Origin of the sequence: Streptomyces sediminimaris, assembly GCF_047049295.1 — a bacterium.
GTDB classification, from domain to species: Bacteria; Actinomycetota; Actinomycetes; order Streptomycetales; family Streptomycetaceae; genus Streptomyces; species Streptomyces sediminimaris.
In genome coordinates this window covers 1-25,987 of sequence record NZ_JBJWOT010000005.1, presented here as the reverse complement: position 1 = coordinate 25,987, position 25,987 = coordinate 1, and the positions used below count along the sequence as shown (strand labels likewise).

Genomic DNA, 25,987 nt, shown 5'->3' with positions numbered 1-25,987 from the left:
CTGACCCGGAGCCGCCGCTGCGGGAACGGGCCGCAGGGACCCCGGCCTCGGTGCACCCACCTGCCGGGTGCCAGTGCCCAAGACCGCCGCCCGGCCCACCCCGTGACCGATCGCTCCCAGACCCCCGTCCCCGAGAGGTGCGTCATGCCCCTTGCACTCGATCCCGCGGCCCAGGACCTGCTGTTCCGGGAGGCACGGACCGCCAACGCCTTCACCGACGAGCCCGTACCCGAGGACCTGATCGAGGCCGTATACGACCTGGTCAAGTACGGGCCCACCTCCATGAACCAGCAGCCGCTGCGCATCGTGCTGGTCCGCTCCGTTGAGGCGCGCACGCGCCTGGTCCCGCACCTCAGCGAGGGAAACCGGAAGAAGACCGCGGGTGCCCCGCTGGTGGCGATCCTCGCCGCCGACAACGAGTTCCACGAGGAGTTGCCCAGCCAGTTCCCGCACCTTCCAGGAGCCCGCAACCTTTTCGCCGAGCGTGCCATACGCGAGGAGTCGGCAAGGCTCAACGCGCTTTTGCAGGTCGGCTACTTCATCATCGGTGTCCGCGCCGCCGGCCTGGCCGCCGGACCGATGACCGGCTTCGACGCCGGGGGAGTCGAGAAGGAGTTCTTCGCCGACGGCGACCATTCGGTCCTCGTCGTCGTCAACATCGGCAAACCGGGTGAGAACGCGTGGTTCGCGCGTTCCCCACGCCTCGCCTACGACCAAGTGGTCAGTACCGTCTGACGACATGCCGCCATGAGCGCACAGGCAGCACGCACTACTAGGGCTTTGCCGCGTCCGGGTGTGGGAGTAGTGGAGCATGCTCAGTCTGCTGATGCCGCTGCCCCTGGTCAGTGCCGAGGAGTTCGGCGACATCGACGACGCGCCGCTGTACCCGCAGGAAGCCGCGCTGGTCGCCCGCGCGGTGGACGGGCGGCGGCGTGAGTTCGCCACGGGACGCGCCTGCGCCCGCCGCGCGCTGGGCCGGCTCGGCCTGCCGCCCGGCCCGATCCTCTCGCAGGAGCGCGGCGCGCCGAGCTGGCCGGACGGCGTGGTGGGCAGCCTGACGCACTGCGAGGGCTACCGTGCCGCCGCGCTCGGCCTGCGCCGCGACGTGCGCGCCATCGGCATCGACGCCGAGCCGGACGCTCCGCTGCCCGCCGGCGTGCTCGAGGTGATCGCGCTGGACGAGGAGGCCGCGATGGTGCGCGCCCTGGCCGCGGCCCGTCCCGGCCCGTCCTGGGACCGGCTGCTGTTCAGCGCCAAGGAGGCGGTGTACAAGGCATGGTTCCCCCTCACCCGGCGCCCGCTCGACTTCACGCAGGCGCTGATCGAGGTCGAGCCGGACGGCTCGTTCACCGCGCGGCTGCTCGTCCCCGGGCCGCTGCCCGGCTTCCACGGCCGGTGGCTGGCCGCGCGCGGGCTCCTCGTCACGGCGATCACCGTGCCGGCCCGCTGAACCCTCTGCTTTCCCGCTCCCCGCTTACTGGGGATTTCCCGCGCGGCCGCTCGACACACTCGGCTGCACGGTGTCGCGCACCACGAACACGGAAGGGGCGTCCCATGGACACGGAGCAGCGGCTGCGCGACTACCTCAAGCGCGCCGGCGCCGACCTGCAGCGGACCCGGCAGCGCCTGCAGGAGGTCGAGGCGGCGGCCCACGAGCCCATCGCGATCGTCGGGATGGGCTGCCGCTACCCGGGCGGCGTCGCCTCGCCGGAGGACCTCTGGGACCTGGTGGCCGAGGGCCGCGACGGGGTGTCCGGACTGCCCACCGACCGCGGCTGGTACCTGGACGCGCTCGGCGGCTCGGCCACGCACGCCGGCGGCTTCCTGCACGACGCGCCGATGTTCGATGCCGACTTCTTCGGCATCTCACCGCGCGAGGCGCTGGCGATGGATCCGCAGCAGCGCGTCGTACTGGAGACGACCTGGGAGGCGATCGAGCGGGCCGGTCTCGACCCGACGACGCTCAAGGGCAGCCGGACCGGCGTGTTCGTCGGCGCGATCCCGCAGGACTACCAGCCGGGGCCGGGTGAGAACGTCGAGGGCTTCGCGCTCACCGGCAACGCCTCGAGCGTCGTCTCCGGCCGGATCGCCTACGTGCTCGGGCTGGTCGGCCCGGTGCTCACCGTCGACACCGCCTGTTCCTCCTCGCTGGTCGCGCTGCACCTGGCGTTGCGCGCGCTGCGGGCCGGGGAGTGCGCACTGGCGCTCGCCGGCGGCGTGACCGTGATGCCGAGCCCGATGACGCTGGTCGAGTTCAGCAAGCAGGGCGGTCTCGCGGCCGATGGCCTGTGCCGCTCCTTCGCCGACTCGGCGGACGGCACCGGCTGGGCCGAGGGCGCCGGCATGCTGCTGCTGGAGCGGCTCTCGGACGCGCGGCGCAACGGGCACCGGGTGCTGGCGCTGGTGCGCGGCACCGCGGTCAACTCCGACGGCGCCTCCAACGGCCTGACCGCCCCCAACGGCCCGTCCCAGGAGCGGGTCATCGAACAGGCGCTGCTCGACGCGCGCCTGTCGACGGACCAGATCGACGCCGTCGAGGCGCACGGCACCGGCACCCCGCTCGGCGACCCGGTCGAGGCCGGCGCCCTGATCGCCACGTACGGCCGCAACCGCCCCGCGGACCGACCGCTGCACCTCGGTTCGATCAAGTCGAACTTCGGCCACTCCCAGGCCGCGGCCGGTGTCGCAGGCGTCATCAAGATGGTGATGGCGCTGCGGCACGGCGTGCTGCCGCGCACGCTGCATGTGGACCGGCCGTCGTCGAAGGTCGACTGGTCCGCGGGAACCATAAGCCTGCTGACCGAGCCGGTCGCGTGGCCGGCGGCCGAGGAGCCGCGCCGGGCGGGAGTGTCCTCGTTCGGCCTGAGCGGCACCAACGCGCACGCCGTCCTGGAGGAGGCACCGACCGAGCCGGCCGACCCGGACGCGTCCGGCGAGCCGGCCGGCGTGCCGTACGGGGGACCGGCGCCGATCCTGGTCTCCGCCCGGTCCGCGGAATCGCTGCGCGCCCTCGCCGCCGAACTGCTCGCCGTGGACGCCGAACCCGCCGACCTCGCGTACTCGCTGCTCACCACCCGGTCCCGGTTCCCGTATCGCGGTGTGGTCGTCGCCGCCGACCGCATGGCGGCGCGGGCCGGTCTCGCCGCCCTCGCCGAGGGCCGGCCCGCCGACGCGGTGGTGCGCGGCCGGCCCCGCTGCGCGGTGCTGTTCGCCGGACAGGGCTCACAGCGGCTGCGCGCCGGCCGCGGGCTGTACGCGCGCTTCCCGGTGTTCGCGGCGGCGTTCGACGAGGTGCTGACCCATCTCGACCCGGCGCTGCGGGACGTGATGCTGGGCGAGGACGCCGAGGCGCTGAACGCGACCGAATGGGCGCAGCCCGCCCTGTTCGCGATCGAGACGGCGCTCTACCGGCTCATCGAGTCCTGGGGCATCGTCCCGGACTTCCTCGTCGGCCACTCGGTCGGCGAGATCACCGCCGCGCATGTCGCGGGCGTCCTCTCGCTCGCCGACGCGGCCGCGCTCGTGACCGCGCGCGGCCGGCTCATGCAGGCGCTGCCGGCCGGTGGCGCGATGCTCTCGGTCGCCGCCGCCGAGGACGAGGTACGGCCGCTGCTCGCCGAGTACGGCGACCGTGCGGCGCTCGCGGCCGTCAACGGGCCCGCGTCCGTGGTCGTGTCCGGGGACGAGGACGCGGTCGACGCGATCGGCGGTCAACTCGCCGCGCGGGGCAGGCGGATCAGGCGGCTGCACGTCTCGCACGCGTTCCACTCCCCGCGCATGGCCCCGATGCTGGAGGAGTTCCGCGCCGTGGCCGAGGGGCTGACGCCGCGCGAGGCGTTGCGCCCCGTCGTGTCCACCGTCACCGGGTCGCCGATGCCCGACCGGTGGGCCACCCCCGACTACTGGGTGGAGCAGGTCCGCGCCACGGTCCGTTTCGGCGACGCGGTCGGCTGGCTGCGCGAGCACGGCGTGCGCACACTCCTGGAACTCGGCCCGGACACCTCGCTGAGCGCGCTCGCCGCCGGCGTCGACGCGGAACTCACCGCCCTGCCGGCGCTGCGGCCGGGGACCGACGAGGTCGAGAGCATCACCACCACCGTCGCACAACTCGACGCGCGCGGCGTCCCGGTCCGCTGGACCGACTGGTTCGCGGGCACCACCGCCTCGGCGGTGGAGCTGCCGACCTATCCGTTCGACCGCCGCCGCTACTGGCCGCGCGCCGGAGCGGCCGCCGCCGGGGATCCGCGCGCGGCCGGGCTCGGAGCGGCCAACCATCCGCTGCTCGCGGCGGCGGTATCGCTGGCCGGCTCCGACGGCGCGCTGCTCACCGGGCGGCTGTCGGTGCAGGCGCAGCCCTGGCTCGCCGACCACGTCGTCGGCGGTACGGTGCTGCTGCCCGGCTCGGCGCTGGTGGAACTGGCGCTGCGCGCCGGTGACGAGGTCGGCTGCGACGAGCTGGCCGAGCTGACGATCACCGCGCCGCTGACCCTCCCCGCCGACGGCGCGGTACAGATCCAGGTGTGGGTCGGCGCCCCCGAGGCGGCCCGGGCCCGCCCGCTGGAGATCCACGCGCGGCCGGAGGGCTCGGACGACGACGCATGGACGAAATGCGCCGCCGGCACGCTGGCCGAAGCGCACACGCACCCGTCGCCGCCCGGGGACACCTGGCCGACCGCCGACGCGGAACCCCTCGACCTCTCCGGCTTCTACGACGGCGTCGCCGCCGCCGGGTTCGCCTACGGCCCGGCGTTCCGGGGACTGCGCTCGGCCTGGCGCACGGACGAGGAACTGCTCGCCGAGGTCGAGCTGCCGGCGGCGGCCGGCGACTCCTCGGCGTTCGGTCTGCACCCGGCACTGCTCGACGCCGCGCTGCACATCGCCCATCTCGCCGAGCCGGAGGAGCGGGCCGCACCGGCGCTGCCCTTCGCCTGGACCGGGGTGCGTCTGTACGCCACCGGAGCGCAGACGCTCCGGGTCCGCTGCGCGGTGCGCGGCGATCGGATCACCCTCGACCTGGCCGACCCGACGGGCGCGCCGGTCGCGAGGGTCGATTCGCTCCTGCTGCGCGCGGCACCGGCCGGCACCGCGGCCCCGTCCGCCGAGCACGACCTGTACCGCCTGGACTGGACCCCCGTGCCGGACACGCTCGCCGCCTCCGGCGCGGTGGCGGTGGTCGGGCCCGACCCGTTCGGGCTGGCCGGGCTGCTCTCGGTGGACCTCCGGCCCGGCCTGGACGCCTTCGACGACGGGCCGGTGCCCGACCATGTGCTGATCTCCGTGCACGACGGCGAGGCGTCCCACCCGGCCGCCGCCGCGCTGACGCTGACCTCGGCCGCGTTGGACCACATCCGGCGCCGGCTCGCCGAGGACCGGTTCGCCGGCAGCCGGTTCGTGTTCGTCACCCGGGGCGCGACCGACGGCACCGACGCGGCGGCCGCCGCGGTGTGCGGACTCGTCCGCAGCGCACAGGCCGAGCACCCGGACCGCTTCATGCTCCTCGATCTCGACCCGTCCGCGGCGGGCACGGAGCAGGCCGTCCGGGCGGCGCTCGGCACCGGCGAGGCACAGATCGCCGTCCGGGCCGGCCTTCCGCTCGCCGCCCGCCTGGCCCGGATGCCGCGGCAGGAGAGCGCCGGCGCGTGGAACGGCGACGGCACCGTGGTGGTCACCGGCGGCACCAGCGGCCTCGGCGCGCTCGTCGCCCGCCACCTCGTACGCGCTCGCGGCGTGCGCCACCTGCTGCTGCTCAGCCGGCGCGGCGCCGCCGCACCCGAGGCCGCCGCGCTGGTCGGCGAGCTCACCGAACTCGGCGCGAGCGTCGAAGCCGTGGCCTGCGACGCCGCCGACCGCGCCGCGCTGGCCCAGGCGCTGGCCTCGGTCGCGGCCGCGCACCCGGTGACCGCCGTGGTGCACGCGGCCGGCGTGCTCGACGACGGCGTGGTCACCGCGCTCACCCCGGCCCGGCTGGCGAACGTGCTGCGCCCGAAGGCCGACGCCGCCTGGAACCTGCACGAGCTCACCGCGCACCTCGACCTCGACGCCTTCGTGCTCTTCTCGTCGGCCGCCGGACTGATCGGCACCGCGGGCCAGGGCAACTACGCCGCGGGCAACGCCTTCCTCGACGCGCTGGCCGCCACCCGGCGGGCCGCGGGACTGCCCGCCGTCTCCGTCGCCTGGGGACCGTGGGCGGCGAGCGGCGGCATGACAGCGGCCATCGACGCGAGCGACGCGCGGCGGCTGACGCTGCGCGGAACACCGCCCCTCACGCCGGACCGGGGGCTCGAACTGTTCGACGCCGCCGCCGGTGCCGAGCCCCCGGTGCTCGCCGCCGTCCGCTTCGATCTGGGCGCCCTGCGCACAGCCCCGGCCGTGCCGCCGGTGCTTCGCGGGCTGATCAGGGCGCCGCGACGGTCCGCAGCCGCAGGTCCGATCGCGGCGGGCGGCTTCGCCGGGCGGCTGCGCCGGCTCGACCCCGCCGCACGGCAGGACGCGGCCCTCGACCTGGTGCGCGAGCAGATCGCCGCCGTCCTCGGCCATCACGACGGCCGCGGAATCGACCCGAACCGTGCGCTGGCCGACCTCGGGTTCGACTCGTTGACCGCCGTCGAACTGCGCAACCGGCTGTCCGTCGCGACCGGCCTGCGGCTGGCCGCCACCCTGGTCTTCGACCATCCGACCGTGGCCGCGCTCGCCGCGCACCTGACGGCCGGGACGCCCGGCGCCGCGCCGGCGACGGAACCACCGGCGGTCCGCGGGAGCGGCGCGGGCGACACGGACCCGATCGTCGTCGTCGGCATGGGCTGCCGCTACCCGGGCGGCGTGCAATCGCCCGAGGACCTGTGGCGGCTCGTCGACGAGGGCCTGGACGCGATCACCGGCTTCCCCGCCGACCGCGGCTGGGACCTCGAGACGCTCTACCATCCCGACCCGGCGCATTCCGGCACCTCCTACACCCGCTCCGGCGGCTTTCTGCACGACGCCGCCCGCTTCGACCCGGAGTTCTTCGGGATGAGCCCGCGCGAGGCGGTGGCCACCGACGCACAGCAGCGGCTGCTGCTGGAGACCAGCTGGGAGGCGCTGGAGCGGGCCGGCATCGACCCGGCCGGCCTGCGCGGCAGCCGGACCGGGGTGTTCACCGGCATCATGTACGGCGACTACGGCACGGTGCTCGACGGACCCGAGTTCGAGGGGTTCGCCGGCACCGGAAGCTCCGCGAGCATCGCCTCGGGCCGCATCTCCTACGTGCTGGGCCTGGAGGGTCCTGCGGTCAGCGTGGACACCGCCTGCTCCTCCTCGCTGGTCGCCATGCACTGGGCGATGCAGGCACTGCGCGCGGGCGAGTGCACGCTCGCGCTGGCCGGCGGCGCCACCGTGATGTCCACCCCGGCGGCCTTCGTGGAGTTCTCCCGCCAGCGCGGCCTGTCCCCGGACGGACGCTGCAAGTCCTACGGGGACGGGGCGGACGGCGTCGCCTGGGCCGAGGGCGCGGGGATGCTCGTACTGGAGCGGCGCTCGGACGCGCTGCGCAACGGCCACCGGATCCTGGCCGTGGTCCGCGGCTGCGCGGTCAACGCGGACGGCGCCTCGAACGGGCTGACCGCCCCGAACGGCAACGCGCAGCAGCGTGTGATCCGGCAGGCGCTGGCCACGGCCGGGCTGGGCACCGCGGACATCGACGTGGTCGAGGGGCACGGCACCGGCACCACGCTCGGCGACCCGATCGAGGCCCGGGCCCTGCTGGCCACCTACGGTCAGGACCGGCGTTCGCCGCTGCTGCTCGGCTCGGTGAAGTCCAACCTCGGCCACACGCAGGCCGCCGCGGGCGTCGCCGGAGTGATCAAGATGGTCGAGGCGATGCGCCACGGCACCGTGCCGCGCACGCTGCACGCGGAAACGGCCTCGTCGAAGGTGGACTGGCAGGACGGAGCCGTCCGCCTCGTCACCGAGCCGACCGAGTGGCCGCGGACCGGGCGCGCCCGCCGGGCGGCCGTGTCGTCGTTCGGATTCAGCGGCACCAACGCGCACCTGATCCTCGAGCGGCCGGACCCGGACCCCGAGGACGCGCCGGCCGAGGCGGACCGCACGCCGGCGGTCTCCGGGCCGGTTCTCGTCTCCGGGCGCACGGAGGCGGCGCTGCGGGCTCAGGCCGCCCGGCTGCTGTGCGTGCCGCCCGGCGAGCCCCTCGCCGACCTCGCGTACTCGTCCGCCGTGAGCCGTACCGCCTTCGCGCACCGGGCCGCCGTGGCGGCCGGCGACGCCGGGACGCTGCACCGGGCCCTGGCCGCGCTCGCCGACGGCCGTCCCGATCCCGCGCTGTTCACGGCGGAGGCCGCGGCCGGTCCGCGCGCGTTCCTGTTCAGCGGCCAGGGCAGCCAGCGGATCGGCGCGGGACGGGGGCTCGCCGCGCGGTATCCGGTGTTCGCCGAGGCGATGGACGAGGTCCTCGGCCACCTCGACCCGGCGCTGCGGGAGGTGATGTGGGGCGAGGACCCGGACGCGCTCGAGCGCACCGAGTGGGCCCAGCCCGCGCTCTTCGCCCTCCAGGTCGCGCTGTTCCGGCTGCAGTCGTCGTGGGGCGTGCGGCCCGGCGCCGTCGCCGGGCACTCAGTGGGCGAGATCGCGGCCGCGCACGTCGCCGGCGTGCTCTCGCTGCCCGACGCCGCGACGCTGGTGACCGCGCGCGGGCGGCTGATGCAGGCCCTGCCGGCCGGCGGGGCGATGGTCGCCGTCCGCGCGAGCGAGGCGGAGGCGGCCGCGCTGCTCGGCGACGGCGTCGGCCTCGCCGCGGTGAACGGACCGAGGTCCGTCGTCGTCTCCGGCGACGAGGCCGCGGTCACCGCGTTCGCCGCCCGCTTCCCCAAGAGCCGCCGCCTGCGGACCAGCCACGCCTTCCACTCCGAGCTGATGAACCCGATGCTGGAGGAGTTCCGCGCGGTGGCGCGGGGCCTAACCTACCGATCGCCCAGGCTGCGCTTCGTGTCCACGGTGACCGGCGCGCTCGCCGACGAGGAGCTGTGCGACCCGGAGTACTGGGTGGAGCACGTGCGCCGCCCGGTGCGGTTCGCCGATGCCGTCGGCGCCCTGCGCGAGCTGGGCACCAGGACCTTCGTCGAACTGGGCCCGGACGGCGTGCTCAGCGCGATGGCCGCCGAGACGATCGCCGACCTGGACGACGGCGGCAACGGCGACGACGCCGGCGACGGCGGCAACGGCAACGGCGACGTGGCGCTGATCCCGCTGCTGCGCGCCGACTCCGACGACGCCCAGGCCGCGCTCGCCGCGCTGAGCAGACTGCACGTGACCGGTGTGGAGATCGACTGGCGCTCGTACTACGCCGGCACCCGCGCCCGGCTCGTGGAGCTTCCCACCTACGCGTTCCAGCACGAGACCTACTGGCCCGTGCGCGGCGCCGTCTCCACGCGCCACGGCGACGGGCGTCGCTACCGCGTGACCTGGGCGCCCCTGCCGGTTGCGACGACCGCCCGGCTCACCGGGAAGTGGCTCGTCGTCGGCGACGCCGACCTGGCGGACGCGCTGCGCGTGCGCGGGGCCGACGTCCGCCACGCCGACTCGGCCGCCGAGGCCGTCACCACCGAGCCGGCCGGGCTCGGCGAGTTCGACGGCGTGCTCGCGTCCGGCGCCGCCGGTCCCTCCGGCGTACTGGACGTGCTGCGCGCACTGCCCGACGACACCCGGCTGTGGGCGGTCACCCGCGGCGCGGTGTCCACCGGCGACCACGACCCGCTGACCGATCCGCAGCAGGCGGCCGTGTGGGGGTTCGGCCGGGTCGCGGCGCTCGAACACCCCGGGCGCTGGGCCGGCCTGATCGACCTGCCCGAGGGCGGGTCCGAGGCCGTGGCCGACCGCCTCGCCGCCGCCCTCGCCCACCCCGGCGACGAAGACCAGATCGCGCTGCGCGCGAGGGGGGCCCTCGGCCGGCGGCTGGTGCGCCACCGGTCCGCGACGCCGGCCGGCGAACCGGCCGTGCACGGCACGGTCCTGATCACCGGCGGTACCGGAGCGCTCGGAGCGGAGGTGGCGCGATGGCTCGCCGACCACGGAGCGCCCCGACTGGTCCTGAGCAGCCGGCGCGGCCCGGACGCGCCCGGCGCCGAGGAACTGCGCGCCGACATCGCCGCCCGCGGCACCGAGATCGACATCGTGGCCTGCGACGCCGCGGACCGCGAGGCGCTGGCCGCCCTGCTGGAGCGCATCGGACCGCTCGCCGGCGTCGTGCACGCGGCCGGTGTCAGCACCATGCGACCGCTCGCCGAGACCACCCCGGCCGATCTCGCCGCGGACATGGCGGCCAAGGCCGGGGGCGCCGCCGCCCTGCACGAACTGCTCGGCGACCGCGAACTCGAACTGTTCGTGCTCTTCGGCTCGATCGCGGGCGTCGTCGGCAGCGGCGCGCAGGCGGGCTACGGCGCGGCCAACGCCTACCTGGACGCGCTGGCCGAACACCGGCACGCGCGCGGGCTCGCGGCGACCTCCATCGCCTGGGGACCGTGGGCCGGCGCCGGCCTGGCCTCCGGCGCCGAGGAGAGCCGGCAGCTCGCCCTGCGCGGGCTGCGGCCGCTGCCGCCCGCCGACGCCCTCGAGGAACTGCGCGCGGCCCTCGTGAGCGGTGAGCCGACCGTCACGGTCGTCGACGCGGACTGGTCCCGGTACGTGCCCGTGTTCACCGCGGCACGACCGAGCCCGCTGCTTCGCGAGCTGGTCGAGGAGCGGCCCGCCGTGCCGGAACCGGAAGGCTCCGGCACCGGCTACGCCGCCCGGCTCGCGGCGCTGGACGAGGCGGCCCAGCACAGGCTCCTGGCCGGACTGGTGCGCGCCGAGGCCGCCGCGGTACTCGGCCATGCGAGCCCGGACGCCGTTCCCGAACAGCGCGCCTTCCGCGACCTCGGCTTCGACTCGCTCACCGCGGTCGAGCTGCGCGCCCGGCTCGGCAGGACGATCGGCCGCACGCTGCCGACCACCATGGTCTTCGACCACCCCACCGTCACCGACCTGGCCGCGTACCTGCGCGGCGAGCTGCTCGGCACCGGGCCGGGCGCGACCGCCGCCGTCGCCACCCTCGCCGCCTCCGACGACCCGATCGCGATCGTCGCCATGAGCTGCCGGTTCCCCGGCGGCGCCGACGACCCCGAGCAGCTGTGGCGACTGGTGGCCGACGGCGTCGACGCCATCACCCCCTTCCCGCCGGAACGGGAGTGGGACGGCCGGGTCCTGATCGACGCAGACCCGGACCGGCCGGGCGCCACCTACTGCACCCAGGGCGGCTTCCTGACCGGCGCCGCCCAGTTCGACGCCGCCTTCTTCGGCATCTCGCCGCGCGAGGCGGTGGCCATGGACCCGCAGCAGCGGCTGCTGCTCGAGATCGCCTGGGAGGCGTTCGAGCGGGCCGGCATCGATCCGGCCGCGCTGCGCGGAACCCCCACCGGCACCTTCATCGGCGGCAGCACCGGGGACTACGGCGCAGGCGGCGACGACGGCGAGGGGCACGTCGTCACCGGCACCATCCCCAGCGTGCTCTCCGGCCGGCTCGCCTACGTCTTCGGGCTCGAGGGCCCGGCGGTGACCGTCGACACGGCGTGCTCGTCGTCGCTGGTCGCCCTGCACCTCGCCGCGCAGTCGCTGCGTACCGGCGAGACCTCGCTCGCCCTGGCCGGCGGGGTGACCGTGATGGCCGGTCCGGGTTCGTTCGTCGCCTTCAGCCGGCAGCGCGCACTCGCCCGCGACGGTCGCTCCAAGGCCTTCTCCGAGCAGGCGGACGGGATGGCGCTGGCCGAGGGCGCCGGACTGCTCGTGCTCGAGCGGCTGTCCGACGCGCGGCGCCACGGCCATCCGGTGCTCGCCGTCCTGCGCGGCTCGGCCGTCAACTCCGACGGAGCGTCCAACGGCCTGTCCGCGCCCAACGGCCCGTCACAGCAGCGTGTGATGCGCCAGGCGCTGGCGAACGCGGGGCTGCGGCCGGCCGACGTGGACGCCGTGGAGGCGCACGGCACCGGCACCGCGCTCGGCGACCCGATCGAGGCCGGCGCCCTGCAGGCGGTGTACGGGGCCGATCGTGATCCCGCGCGGCCGCTGTGGCTCGGCTCGGTCAAGTCCAACCTCGGCCACACGCAGTCGGCCGCGGGCGTCGCCGGGGTCATCAAGATGGTGCAGGCGATGCGGCACCGCGCGCTCCCGCCCACGCTGCACGCCGAGCAGCCGTCGAGCCACGTCGACTGGGGCACCGGCGCGCTTCGCCTCGTCGCCGACCCGGTCGAGTGGCCGGAGGGGGAGCGTCCGCGTGTCTGCGGGGTGTCCTCGTTCGGCATCAGCGGCACCAACGCGCACCTGCTGCTGGAGGAGGCACCCGAACCGCCGCCCCTTCCGGCACCGGCCGAGCCGGCGCCCGCCCCCGCGATCGTCCCGTTGGTGCTGTCCGCTCGTACGCCCACCGCGCTGCGCGCCTACGCCGACCGGCTCGCCGCACTCGCGTCCGCGGAGCCGGTCGACCTCGGCCACGCGCTGCTGACGCGGCGTTCGCTGCTCGAGCACCGGGCCGTCGTCCTCGTCCGGGACCGCGAGGAACAGGCGAGCGCGCTGTCCGCGGTGGCGGCGGACGGCGGCGAGACCGAAGCCGTCGTGGTGGAAGGCACCGCCGACGTCACCGGCCGGACGGTCTTCGTCTTCCCCGGGCAGGGCGCGCAGTGGATCGGCATGGGCGCCCGGCTCCTCGAGGAATCGCCGGTGTTCGCCGCGCGCATGGCGGAGTGCGCCGCCGCCCTGTCCACCTGGGTCGACTGGTCGCTGCTGGACGTGGTCCGGGAGGCGGACGGCGCGCCGCCGCTGGAGCGGGTGGACGTGGTCCAGCCGGTGTCGTGGGCGGTGATGGTCTCGCTCGCGGCGCTGTGGGAGTCGGCCGGCGTGCGCCCGGACGCGGTGCTCGGACACTCCCAGGGCGAGATCGCCGCCGCCGTGGTCTGCGGCGCGCTGTCGATGGCCGACGGCGCGCGGGTGGTGGCGCTGCGCTCGGCGGCGATCGCGGCGCGGCTGGCCGGCCGGGGCGGGATGGCGTCGGTGTGGCTGCCCGCCGGGCAGGTGGCGGAGCTGATCGGCGACGGGATCTCGATCGCGGCCGTCAACTCGCCCCGCTCGACCGTCGTCTCCGGCGACCCCGGCGCACTGGACGAGCTCATCGACCGGCTCCACGCCGACGAGGTCCGGGTGCGGCGCATCGCCGTGGACTACGCCTCGCACTCGGCACACGTCGAACTGCTCCGCGACGAGCTCGCCGAGGCCCTGGCCGGGATCGAGCCGCAGGCCGCCGCCGTCCCGTTCTTCTCCACCACCACCGGCGACTGGCTGGACACGACCACCCTGGACGCCGACTACTGGTACCGGAACCTGCAGCAGACGGTGCGGTTCGAAAGCGCCGTACGCGCCCTGCTCGGCACCGAGCACCGGGCCTTCATCGAGGTCAGCCCGCATCCGGTGCTGAGCCTCGCGGTGCAGCAGACGGCCGAGGACGTGGGCGAGCCGGTCGTCGCGACGGGCACGCTGCGCCGCAGCCACGGCTCGCTGCGACGCGTCCACCAGTCCTTCGCCGAGGCGTTCGTCCACGGCGTGGGCGTCGACTGGTCCGGCTGCTTCACCGGCACCGTGGCGCGCAGGATCGAGCTGCCCACCTACGCGTTCGAGCACCACACCTACTGGCGGACGCCGGCACCGCTGCCGACGGCCGCCGACCAGGCCGAGCCCGACGGCACCTGGGCGGCGCTCGACGCCGCCGACCCGGCAGGCCTGGCCGAAGACCTCGACGTCGACCCCGCCGCGCTCGACGCGGTGCTCCCGGCGCTCACCGCCTGGCGGCGCCGCCGCTGTGAGCAGGCCACGCTCGACGCCTGGCGCTACCGGTCGGCCTGGGTTCCCGTTGCGGCATCCGCGGCCGGCACGTCCTCTTCCCTGTCGGGCACCTGGCTGGTGGTCTGCGCCGACGAGGAGCGCACCGACGCAGCCGACACGGTCGCCGACGCGCTCGCGGCCCACGGCGCGGACATACGCCGGCTCCGCCTCGACGCGTCCTGCACCGACCGCACCGTCCTCGCGGACCGGCTGTCCGGCGCCGCGGCCGGCGACGCCGCCGGGATCGTCTCCACCCTCCCCGCCACGAGCGGCCCCGATCCGCGGCCGGGCCTGCCCGCCGGCCTCGCCCTGACGCTGACGCTCGTCCAGGCGCTCGGCGATCTCGAGGCCCCAGCTCCGCTGTGGAGCGTCACGACCGGCGCGGTGTCCACCGGACCGGGCGATCCGGTCACCGACGCCGCGCAGGCCATGGCCGGCGGTTTCATGGCAACGGCGGCACTGGAGCACCCGGAGCGCATCGGCGGCGTCGTCGACCTGTCCGGCCCGCTGGACCGGCACGCCGCGCGCCGGCTGGCGACCGCACTGGCCGGCGGCACCGGGGAGGACCAGCTCGCGGTGCGCCCCGGCGGCCTGCTGGCCCGCCGCATCGTGCCCGCGCCCGCGCCCCTGCCCGGCGGAGACGGCGCATGGCGGCCCGAGGGCAATGTCCTGATCACCGGTGGCACCGGCACACTGGCTCCGCACGTGGCCCGCTGGCTCGCCGAACGCGGCGCCACACGGCTCACGCTGATCAGCCGCCGCGGCCCCGACGCCCCCGGCGCCACCGAGCTGATCGCCGAACTCGCCGCGCTCGGCGCCGAGGCCGAGACGGTGGCCTGCGACGTCACCGAGCCCGAGGCACTCGCCGCGCTGCGCGACACGCTGGCCGAGGCCGGCCGGCCCGTGCGCACCGTCATCCATGCCGCGGCGACCATCGAACTGGCCGCGATCGCCGAGACCGATCTCACCGCGTTCGCCCGCGTCCTGCACGCCAAGGTCGCCGGCGCCGCGGTCCTCGAAGAGGTCTTCGACGGGCCGGGGCTCGACCGCTTCGTGCTGTTCTCCTCCGTGGCCGGGCTGTGGGGCAGCGGCCGGCACGCCGCGTACGTCGCGGGCAACGCCTACCTGCATGCCCTCGCCGAACAGCGCCGGGCCGCCGGCCGCCCGGCCACCGCGGTGTGCTGGGGAATCTGGTCGGACGACCTGCGGGCCGGCCGTGTCGACCCCGACCGGCTGCAGCGCAGCGGACTGGAGTTCATGACGCCGCGGCGCGCCCTGACCGCACTCGGCGGCGTCCTGGAAGCGGACGACGTCGCGCTCGCCGTCGCCGACGTCAACTGGCAGCGCTACCACCCCGTTTACTGCGCGCCCCGGCCCACCACGCTGTTCGACCGGATCCCGGCCGTGCGCAGACTGGCCGAGGCGCCGGCCGAGACACCCGCAGAGGACGGCGGTGACCTGGCCGCCCGGCTGCGCGCCCTGAGCGGCACCGAGCGGTCCCGGCGGCTGCTCGACCTGGTCCGCGCGGAGGCGACCGCCGTGCTCGGCCACGACTCCGGCCACGCGCTGCCGGAGCGCCGCGCCTTCCGGGACGCCGGCTTCGACTCCGTCACCGCGGTCGACCTGCGCAACCGCATCGCCCGGCTGACGGGCCTGACCCTGCCGGCGACCGTGGTCTTCGACCACCCGAACCCGCTCGCGCTGGTCCGGTTCCTGGACCGGCGGCTCGGCGGCGCCGCCGGGACGGCCGCGCCGGCCGACGGCGCGTCGGGTGCGGGCACGGTGCCCGTCGCGGACGATCCGGTGGCGGTCATCGGCATGGCCTGCCGTTACCCGGGCGGCGCGGACACCCCCGAGGCGCTGTGGCGGTTGCTGCTCGACGGCGTCGACGCGATCTCCGGTTTCCCGGCGGACCGCGGCTGGAGCGTCGACGCGCTCTACGACCCCGACCCGGACCGGCCCGGCCGGACGTACTCCACCCAGGGCGGATTCCTCTCCCAGGTCGCCGACTTCGACGCCGCGTTCTTCGGGATCTCGCCGCGTGAGGCGCTGTCCATGGACCCGCAGCAGCGGCTGCTGCTGGAAACCGCCTGGGAGGCCTTCGAACGCGCCGGCCTCGACCCGCACACCCTGCGCGGCAGCCGCACCGGCACGTTCATCGGCGCGAGCTATCAGGACTACGCCGTCAGCGCGGCGGCCGGCGTGGACAACGCCGAGGGCCACCAGGTGACCGGGTCGCTGCCGAGCATCCTGTCCGGTCGCATCGCCTACCTGTTCGGGCTCGAAGGCCCGGCGGTCACGCTGGACACCGCGTGCTCGTCCTCGCTGGTGGCGATGCATCTCGCGGCGCAGTCGCTGGCCTCCGGCGAGAGCAGCCTCGCACTGGCGGGCGGCGTCAGCGTCATGGCGACTCCCGGCGCGTTCATCGGGTTCAGCCGGCAGCGCGCCCTGGCCCCCGACGGCCGCTGCAAGGCGTACGCCGACACGGCCGACGGGATGACCCTGGCCGAGGGCGTCGGCATCGTCCTGCTGGAACGGCTGTCCGACGCGCAGCGCAACGGTCACCCGGTCCTCGCGGTGCTGCGCGGCTCCGCGATCAACTCCGACGGCGCGTCCAACGGGCTGACCGCACCGAACGGACCCTCCCAGGAGCGCGTGATCACCGCCGCGCTGGCCGCCGCCGACCTGACCCCGTCCGACGTCGACGTCGTCGAGGGGCACGGCACCGGCACCGCACTGGGCGACCCCATCGAGGCGCAGGCACTGCTCGCCACGTACGGCCAGGACCGCGAGCGCCCCCTGCTGCTGGGATCGGTCAAGTCCAACATCGGCCACACGCAGATGGCCTCGGGCGTCGCCTCGGTGATCAAAACGGTGCAGGCGCTGCGGCACGGCACGGTCCCGCGCACCCTGCACGTGGAGCGCCCGTCCAGCCACGTCGGCTGGAGCAGCGGCGCGATCAGCCTGGTCACCGACACCACCGCGTGGCCCGAGACCGGTCGCCCGCGCCGCGCGGCGGTCTCCTCGTTCGGGCTCAGCGGGACGAACGCGCACGTGGTCATGGAGCAGGCCCCGGCCGCACCGGCGCCGGCCACGCCGCCGTCCGACCCCGGCGCGCTGCCGATCCTGCTGTCCGCGCGTGCCCCGCAGGCGCTGCGGGCACGCGCCGGCGAACTGCTGACCCTGCTGGGCGACCGGCCCGAGCTCCCCGTGCCGGAGCTCGCGCGGGCACTCGCGGTGTCCCGCTCGACGTTCGAGCACCGGGCCGGATTCACCGCACAGGACCGCGACGGCCTGCTCGCGGGACTGACGGCGCTGCGGGACGGCGAACCCGATCCGGCACTGACGAGCGGCCGCGCCGGCCGCGGGCGCACCGCGTTCCTGTTCGCCGGGCAGGGCAGCCAGCGGCTGGGCATGGGACGCGAGCTCCACCAGCGGTTCGACGTGTTCGCCGACGCCATGGACGAGGTGCTGGCCCACCTCGACCCCGGCCTGCGCGACGTCATGTGGGGCGAGGACGCGCAGGCGCTCACCGAGACCGGATCCGCGCAGCCCGCCCTGTTCGCGATCGAGGTGGCGCTCTTCCGGCTGCTCGCCTCGTGGGGCGCCGAACCCGACCACCTGATCGGCCACTCGATCGGGGAGATCGCCGCCGCGCACGTGGCCGGGGTGCTCTCACTCGCCGACGCGGCCTCGCTGGTGAGCGCCCGGGCACGGCTCATGCAGGCGCTGCCGCCCGGCGGCGTCATGATCGCCGTCGACGCCGCCGAGCCGGACGTCATGGCGGAACTCGACGGCCAGGCGCATCTCGTCTCGGTCGCCGCCGTCAACGCGCCGTCCGCCGTGGTCATCGCGGGGGACGAAGAGCCCCTTCTGCAGGTCGCCGCGCGCCTGTCCGAGCACGGACACCGCACCAAGCGGCTGCACGTCAGCCACGCGTTCCACTCGCCGCGCATGGACCCGATGCTCGCCGACTTCGCCGAGGTGGCCGCCGGCCTGACCTACTCGGCGCCGCGCATCCCGGTCGTGTCCACCGTCACCGGAGAGCCGGCCGACCTCACCTCGCCGGACTACTGGGTCGCTCAAGTGCGGCAGACGGTGCGGTTCGCCGACGGCATCGCCCGGCTCGCCCGGGAGGGCGTGTCGACGTTCGTGGAGCTGGGCCCGGACGGCGCGCTGTCCGCACTCGTCGGCCGCATCCTCGACGGCGAGCCCGGCACATCGGCGGTGCCGCTCGTGCGCCCGGGACGCCCCGAGGCTGCGACGCTCCTCGACGCGGTGATCCGCCTGCACGTGCGGGGCGGCAGCGTCGACTGGCCGCGCTTCTTCACCGGCTTCCCGGCCGTGGCCGTGGACCTGCCGACCTATCCCTTCCAGCGTCGGCGGTTCTGGCCGGAGACACCCGCCACCTCATCGAGCGACGACGGCCTGCGCCACCGGGTCGCGTGGCACCCCGCCACCGCGCGTGCCGCGCGCCCCGGCCGCTGGCTCGCCCTGGTGCCCACGGTGGCCGCCGGGGGACTCGGCCCGGTGCTCGACCTGCTTCCCCCGGACACCGTCCGGGTGGAACTGGACGGCCCGGACCGCGCGACCGTCGCCGACCGCATCCGCGAGCACGGCACCGACGCCGACGGCGTGGTCTCGCTGGCGGCACTCGCCGGCGGCCCGGCCCAGGAGCTGCTCGCCTGGACCGCCGCAGCGGTCCAGGGCCTGGCCGACAGCGGCTGCGCGGCCCGGCTGTGGTGCCTGACGCGGGGCGCGGTCCGTGTCACCGCCGACGACGAGGCGCCCGATCCGGAACAGGCCGCGCTGTGGGGCTTCGGCCGTTCCGCGGCGCTCGAACTGCCCGAGCTGTGGGGCGGCTTGCTCGATCTCGGCCCCGGCGACGCCGCGTCGGCCGCGGACGGCCTCGTGGCCGCACTCCTCACAGGCGGCGGCGAGGAGGACCAGGTCGCCGTGCGGGCCACCGGCGCGTTCGGCCGCCGGCTCGTGCCCGCCGCCGCGCCCCGGCCGCAGGAGCCGTACGCGCCGAGCGGGACCGTCCTGGTCACCGGCGGAACCGGCGCGCTCGGCGGCCAGGTGGCACGGTGGCTCGGCTCCCACGGCGCCAGGCGTCTCGTGCTGACCGGGCGGCGGGGCGAATCGGCACCCGGAGCCGGCACCCTGGTGGCCGACCTCACCGCGCTCGGCGTGCACGTCACGGTCGCCGCGTGCGACGTGGCCGACCGCGAGGCGCTCGCCGCGGTCCTGGCCGAGATCCCGGCCGACGAACCGCTGACGGCCGTGTTCCACGCGGCCGGGGTCGTCGACGACGGCGTCGTCGACGCCCTGACCCCGGACCGCTTCGCCACCGTGCTGCGCCCGAAGGCGGACGGCCTGCGGCACCTGCACGAGCTGACCCTCGGCCAGGACCTCGACGCGTTCGTCGTGTTCAGCTCGGTCGCCGGCGTGCTCGGCACCGCCGGCCAGGGCAACTACGCCGCCGCCAACGCCTACCTCGACGCGTTCGCCGAACAGCGCCGCGCGCAGGGCCTGCCGGCGACGGCGATCGCCTGGGGCCCGTGGGCCGGGGGCGGAATGGCCGCCGCGACGGACACCGGCGCCGAGCGCATGCGCCGGGTCGGCATGCGTCCACTGGCCGGCGGGCCCGCCCTCGACCTGCTGGGTGAGGCGATCGGTGCCGGCGAGAGCGGGATCGCCGTACTCGACGTCGAGTGGGATCGCTACGCCCAGGTCCTGCGCGCCGGCCGACCCGCGCCGCTGCTCGCTGCTCTGCCCGAACCCCGCCGCGCCGCCGCGGATGCAGCCGGGTCGGAGGAGACCGAGCCGGACGGGCTGCGACTCCGCCTCGCCGCGCTCGAACCCGAGCGGCGCGAGCGGCACCTACTCGACCTGATCCGCAGCCGGGCCGCGCACGTGCTCGGCCACGGCGGCGGCTTCGCCGTGGACGCCGAACTGCCCTTCCGCGACCTGGGCTTCGACTCGCTGACCACCCTGGAACTGCGCAATGGCCTGGCCGCCGCGACCGGCCTGCGCCTGGCGGCGTCCCTGCTGTTCGACCATCCGACACCGCGCGACCTCGCCACGTACCTGCTCGCCGAACTGTCCGGCGCCCGGTCCGCGCAGGCTACGCCCGCCGCACCCGTCGCGCTCCGGCCGCAGACGGACGATCCCGTCGCCGTCGTCGGCATCGGCTGCCGCTTCCCCGGCGGGATAGCGACACCGGAGGACTTCTGGCGGCTGCTCGCCGAAGGGCGCGAGGCGATCGGCGAGTTCCCCGCCGACCGAGGCTGGGACCTCGGGGAACTGGCCGGGCGCAGCGCGACCCGGGCGGGCGGATTCCTGGCCGGGGCGGGCGAGTTCGACGCCGCGTTCTTCGGCATCTCACCGCGCGAGGCCATGGTCATGGACCCGCAGCAGCGCCTGCTGCTGGAGACCTCGTGGGAGGCGCTGGAACACGCCGGGGTGGACCCGCAGTCCTTGCGCGGCACCACGGCCGGCGTGTTCATCGGCACCAACGGCCAGGACTACGTGGGCGCACTGCGGCGAGCCGCCGCCGCGACCGCCGATCCCGCCGGGCAGATCGGCGCCGGCCACGTCGCCACCGGCAACACCGCGAGCGTGATGTCCGGCCGGATCGCCTACACCTTCGGCCTGGAAGGCCCCGCCGTCACGGTGGACACCGCGTGCTCGGCGTCACTGGTCGCCCTGCACATGGCCGCCCGGGCACTGCGCGGCGGGGAGTGCACGCTCGCCCTCGCCGGCGGCGTGTCGGTGATGTCGACCCCTGATTCCTTCGTCGAGTTCAGCCTGCAGGGCGGACTCGCCCCGGACGGCCGGTGCAAGGCCTTCGGGTCCGGCGCGGACGGCACCTCCTGGTCGGAGGGCGTCGGGCTGCTGGTGCTGGAACGGCTCTCCGACGCGCGCCGGCACGGCCACCGCGTGCTCGCCCTGCTGCGCGGCTCGGCGGTCAACGCCGACGGCGCGTCCAACGGGCTCACCGCCCCGAACGGCTCGGCGCAGCAGCGGGTCATCCGCGCCGCGCTCGCCGACGCCGGCCTCGCGGCCTCGGACGTCGATGTCGTCGAGGCGCACGGCACCGGCACCGCGCTGGGCGACCCGATCGAGGCGAACGCCCTCCTGGCCACCTACGGCCAGGACCGGGACGCACCGCTGATGCTCGGCGCGGTCAAGTCGAACCTCGGCCACACCCAGGGCGCGGCGGGCGTCGCGGGCGTCATCAAGATGGTGCTCGCGACGCAGCACGACACACTTCCGCGGACCCTGCACGCCGACGAGGCCTCGCCGCACGTCGACTGGTCGTCCGGCGCGGTCGAACTGCTCACCGCGGCCCGCGACTGGCCACGCGCCGGGCTCCGGCCGCGCCGCGCCGGGGTCTCGGCGTTCGGGATCAGCGGCACCAACGCGCACGTCATCGTCGAGGAACCACCCGCGGAACCCGTAGAACCCGCAGAACCCTCGGCGACCGAGGCTGCCGGGGCCGCCGGGCCCGCCGAACCGCCCACCGCACCCCTGCCCGTGCCCGTGCCCTGGCTCGTCTCGGCTCGCAGCTCCGCCGCGCTCGACGCGCAGATCGAGCGGCTCGGTGCCTTCGCCGCCGCACGGCCCGAACTCTCGCCGCACGCCGTGGGGCGGGCTCTGGCCACCGGCCGGGCCGCGCTGCCGCATCGCGCGGTGCTGCTGACCGGCGCCGGCGACCAGGCCGAGCCGGTGCGCGGTGTCGTACAAGCCGGCGACCTGGCCGTGCTGTTCACCGGCCAGGGCGCCCAGCGCCTCGGCATGGGGCGGGACCTGTATGCCCGTCACCCGCGGTTCGCCGAGGCGCTCGACGAGATCCTCGCCCACCTCGACCCCGGCCTGCTCCCCGTGATGTGGGGCGAGGACCCGCAGCCGCTGACCGACACCGGCAACGCCCAGCAGGCCCTGTTCGCCTTCGAAGTCGCGCTGTTCCGTCTGGTGGAGTCGTGGGGTGTGCGGCCCGCCGCGGTCGCCGGGCACTCCATCGGCGAACTGGCCGCCGCGCACGTCGCCGGCGTGCTGTCGACGGCGGACGCCTGCGCCCTGGTGCGCGCCCGGGCCCGGCTGATGGCGGCGCTGCCGTCCGGCGGGGCGATGGTCGCGGTCCGCGCCTGCGAAGAGGAGGCAGCCGGGCTGCTCGGCGACGAGGTGGCGCTCGCGGCCGTCAACGGTCCCGCGTCGATCGTGCTGGCCGGCCCGGAGGGCCCGGTGCTCGCCGCCGCGGCGCGCCTGGCCGAGCAGGGGCACCGGACCCGCCGGCTGCGGGTCAGCCACGCGTTCCACTCCTCGCTCATGGAGCCGATGCTCGACGAATTCCGGCAAGTGGCCGAGCAGTTGGAGTACCGGCCGCCGCGGCTGCCCGTGGTCTCCAACCTCACCGGAGACCTCGCGGGGTCCGACGACCTCCGCTCGGCCGACTACTGGGTGCGGCACGTCCGGGAGACGGTCCGCTTCGGCGACGGCGTACGCGCCCTGACCGGAGCGGGCATCGCCACCTTCCTCGAACTCGGCCCGTCCGGCGTGCTCTCGGCGATGACCGCCGAGTGCGTGTCCGACAGCCAGGCGGCCGTCGCCGCCGTGCGCGACGGGCAGGACGAGGCAGCGTCACTCACCGCGGCGCTCGCCCGGCTGCACGTGCGCGGTGTGGGCATCGACTGGGGCGGCCTGTTCGGCGGAACGGGGACGGCCGCCCTCGATCTTCCGACGTACGCGTTCCAGCGTGAGCGCTACTGGCCCGACCCGGCACCGCGCCGCGGCCCGGACGACTTGTTCTACCGCGCCTCCTGGACACGCGTTCCCGGCCGGGCCCCGGCCGAGAGCGGGACCTGGCTGGCCGTCGTCGCCGACAGCGGCGCACCGGACTGGGCCGGTGACGCGTCGGTCGCGGCCCTGCCGGCGGGCCCCGGTCTCGGCGAGCGCATCGTCGAACGGGCGGGCCGCCAAGACCGTGGATTCGCCGGCGTACTGGCGCAGGCGACGGCCGTCGACCCCGCCGAGCTGCTCGCCGCGCTCGACCGGGCCGGTGTCCGTGCACCCCTGTGGTTCGTCACGTCGGCCGCGGTCGCCACCGACGAGGCGGATGCGGCACCCGACCCGGACCAGGCCGCCGTATGGGGCCGTGGCCTGACCTGCGCGTTGGAGAGCCCCGACGGCTGGGGCGGGCTGATCGACCTGCCGTCCGGTGTGGACACCGCCACAGCCGACCTGCTCGCGGCCGTGCTCATCGGCAGCGCCGCGGGCGAGGACCAGCTCGCACTGCGCCCCGCCGGCCTGCTGGCCCGGCGCCTCACCCGCACCGGTGTCGCACCGGACGCCGCCTGGGTCCCGTCCGGCACGGTGCTCGTGGTCGGCGACGCCGACGCGGTCGGCGCACCACTGCTGCGCGGACTCGGCGAAAGCGCCCGGGTGGTGCTGGCCGGACCGGGCTCCGGCCCGGGCCTGCCCGAGAGCGTCGACTTCATACCCTGCGATCCCACGCTGCGGGCGGATCTCGCGCGGGCGCTGGACAGCGTCGGGGATCCGACCGCGGTCCTCGTCGCCGGAGTGGACCCGGGCGCGCTGGCGGCCGCCGTCACGCTGGACGAGCTGCTCGGCGACCGGCCCGTCGAAGCGTTCGTCCTCTCCGGTTCGAGCACCGGCACCTGGGGCTCGGCCGGGCGTGGTGCGGAGAGCGCCTGCGCGGCGGCTCTCGACGCCCTGGCCGCCCGTCGCCGACGCGCCGGGCGCGCGGCGACATCGATCGCCTGGGGACCGTGGGAGGGCGCCGACACCTCGGCCGCGCACCTGCGCGCCAACGGCCTGAATCCGATGCCCGCCGCACAGGCGCTGACCGCGCTGGCGCGCGCCGTGGCCGCCGGACCTCCGGCGCTCGTCGTCGCGGACGTGGCCTGGGACCGGTTCGCACCGGCGCACACCGCGAACCGGCCGGGCCGGCTCCTGTCCGGTGTGCCGGAGGCGCAGGCCGCGCTCACCGCCGCCGAACGGGCCCGGCGCGACGACGCGTCCGCCGCGAGCGCACTGCGCGACCGGCTGCGCTCCCTGGCCGCCCCGGCGGACCGGCTGGCCGCCGCGACCGACCTCGTCTGCGAGCGCGTCGCCGCCGTCCTCGGCCACGCCGACATCGGCGCGATCGAGGCGGACCGTGCCTTCAAGGACCTCGGCTTCGATTCGCTGACCGCGGTGGACCTGCGCGACCAGTTGGCCACCGCGACCGGGCTGAGCCTGCCGGTGACGCTCGCGTTCGACCACGCGAGCCCGCAGGCGCTCGCCGGGCACCTGCTCGACCTGCTGCTGCCCCCGGCCGACGCCGAGACCGAACTGCGGGCGCTGCTGGCCTCGGTCCCGCTCGATCGGCTGCGCGAGATCGGCGTGCTGGAACCACTGCTCGGACTGGTCGGCCGGGCCGACACGGCCGCCCCCGAGGCGGCAGGACCGGCGGACGAGCCGTCGGCCGACGTCGACGCGATGAGCGTCGAGGACCTCGTCCAGGCCGCGATGAACGGCCCGGCGAACAACGCATCAGACCAGACATCCGGTTGAAGGGCACAAGATGACCGCCTCTCAGGACACCGTCGTCGAGGCACTGCGATCCGCGCTCAAGCAGGTCGAGACCTTGCGTCAGCACAACCGCCGGCTCACCGACGCGGCCACCGAGCCCATCGCGATCGTGGGGATGGCCTGCCGCTTCCCCGGCGGGGTGCGCTCGCCGGAGGAGCTGTGGCGGCTGGTCGCGGACGGCCGGGACGCGGTCGGCCCGCTGCCGGGCGACCGCGGCTGGGACCTGGCCGGTCTCGACCGCTTCGAGACCGGGCCGGCCGGGCGCCGCGTACCGACGCAGGGCGGCTTCCTCGACGACGCCGCCGGCTTCGACCCGGCGTTCTTCCGCATCGCCCCGGCCGACGCCCTGGTCATCGACCCGCAGCAGCGGATCCTGCTCGAGGTGGCCTGGGAGGCCCTGGAACGGGCCGGCATCGTCCCGGCCACGCTGCGCGGCGGCAGGACCGGCGTGTTCGTCGGTGGCGGCACCGGCGACTACCGGGCGCCGACGCTGGGCGTGGAGTGGCAGACCGCGCAGTCCGGCAGCCTGCTCTCCGGCCGGCTCGCCTACACCTTCGGCCTGAACGGCCCCACCCTGTCGGTGGACACCGGCTGCTCCTCCTCGCTGGTGGCGCTGCATCTGGCCGCTCAGGCCCTGCGTGGTGGCGAGTGCTCGCTGGCGCTCGCCGGCGGCGTGACGGTGATGGCGACCCCGGCCGGGATCGTCGAGTTCGCGATCCAGGGCGCGCTCTCGCCCGACGGGCGCTGCCGCGCGTTCGCCGAGTCGGCGAACGGCACCGGCTGGGCCGAGGGAGCCGGGGTTCTGGTGCTCGAGCGCCTGTCCGACGCGCGCCGCAACGGCCACCGGGTGCTCGCGGTGGTACGGGGCTCGGCGATCAACGCGGACGGCGCCTCGAACGGGTTGACCGCGCCCAGCGGCCCGGCGCAGGAGAAGGTGATCCGGCAGGCGCTCGCGAACGCGGGTCTGACGGCCCAGGACATCGACGTGGTCGAGGCGCACGGCACCGCCACCCGCCTCGGCGACCCGATCGAGGCGCACGCGCTGCTCGCCGCGTACGGGCGGAACCGGCGCTCGCCGCTGCTGCTCGGCTCGATCAAGTCGAACATCGGCCACACGCAGTCGGCCGCCGGCGTGGCCGGGGTCATCAAGATGGTCGAGGCGATGCGCCACGGCGTCGCCCCGAAGACCCTGCACATCGACAGCCCCTCCTCGCGCGTCCAGTGGGACCACGACGCCGTGTCCCTGCTGACCGAGGCGGTGGACTGGCCGCAGACCGGTCGGCCGCGCCGCGCCGCGGTGTCGTCCTTCGGCGCGAGCGGCACGAACACCCATGTCGTCCTCGAACTGCCCGAAGAGACGCCCGACGGGCCGGCCGAGCCCGAGCCCACACCGGTGCTCACGCCCTGGCCGGTCTCCGCGCGTACCGCCGACGCCTTGCGCGAGAGGACCGACGATCTCCTGTCCCAGGTGGCCACGACGCCGCCTCCGAACCCTGTC

Annotated in this window: 3 protein-coding genes and 1 pseudogene; all 4 read left to right on the top strand. The window is 75.9% G+C overall.

Annotated features, from left to right (window positions below; all coding sequences use genetic code 11):
• Nucleotides 1–144 precede the first annotated feature (144 nt).
• Nucleotides 145–735, top strand: coding sequence for a malonic semialdehyde reductase (locus ACJ9NR_RS41645; protein ID WP_412494778.1), 591 nt, complete (start codon nt 145–147; stop codon nt 733–735).
• A 76-nt stretch (nt 736–811) separates the two neighbouring features.
• Complete coding sequence (locus tag ACJ9NR_RS41640) at nt 812–1,450, top strand: 4'-phosphopantetheinyl transferase family protein (RefSeq protein ID WP_412494779.1); 639 nt, start codon at nt 812–814, stop codon at nt 1,448–1,450.
• Nucleotides 1,451–1,554: 104 nt separating this feature from the next.
• A pseudogene (locus tag ACJ9NR_RS41635) lies at nt 1,555–24,210 on the top strand (type I polyketide synthase); the annotation flags it as partial.
• A 271-nt stretch (nt 24,211–24,481) separates the two neighbouring features.
• Nucleotides 24,482–25,987, top strand: a 1,506-nt coding sequence (locus ACJ9NR_RS41630; protein WP_412513011.1) for a beta-ketoacyl synthase N-terminal-like domain-containing protein, incomplete at its 3' end; no start/stop codon positions are given.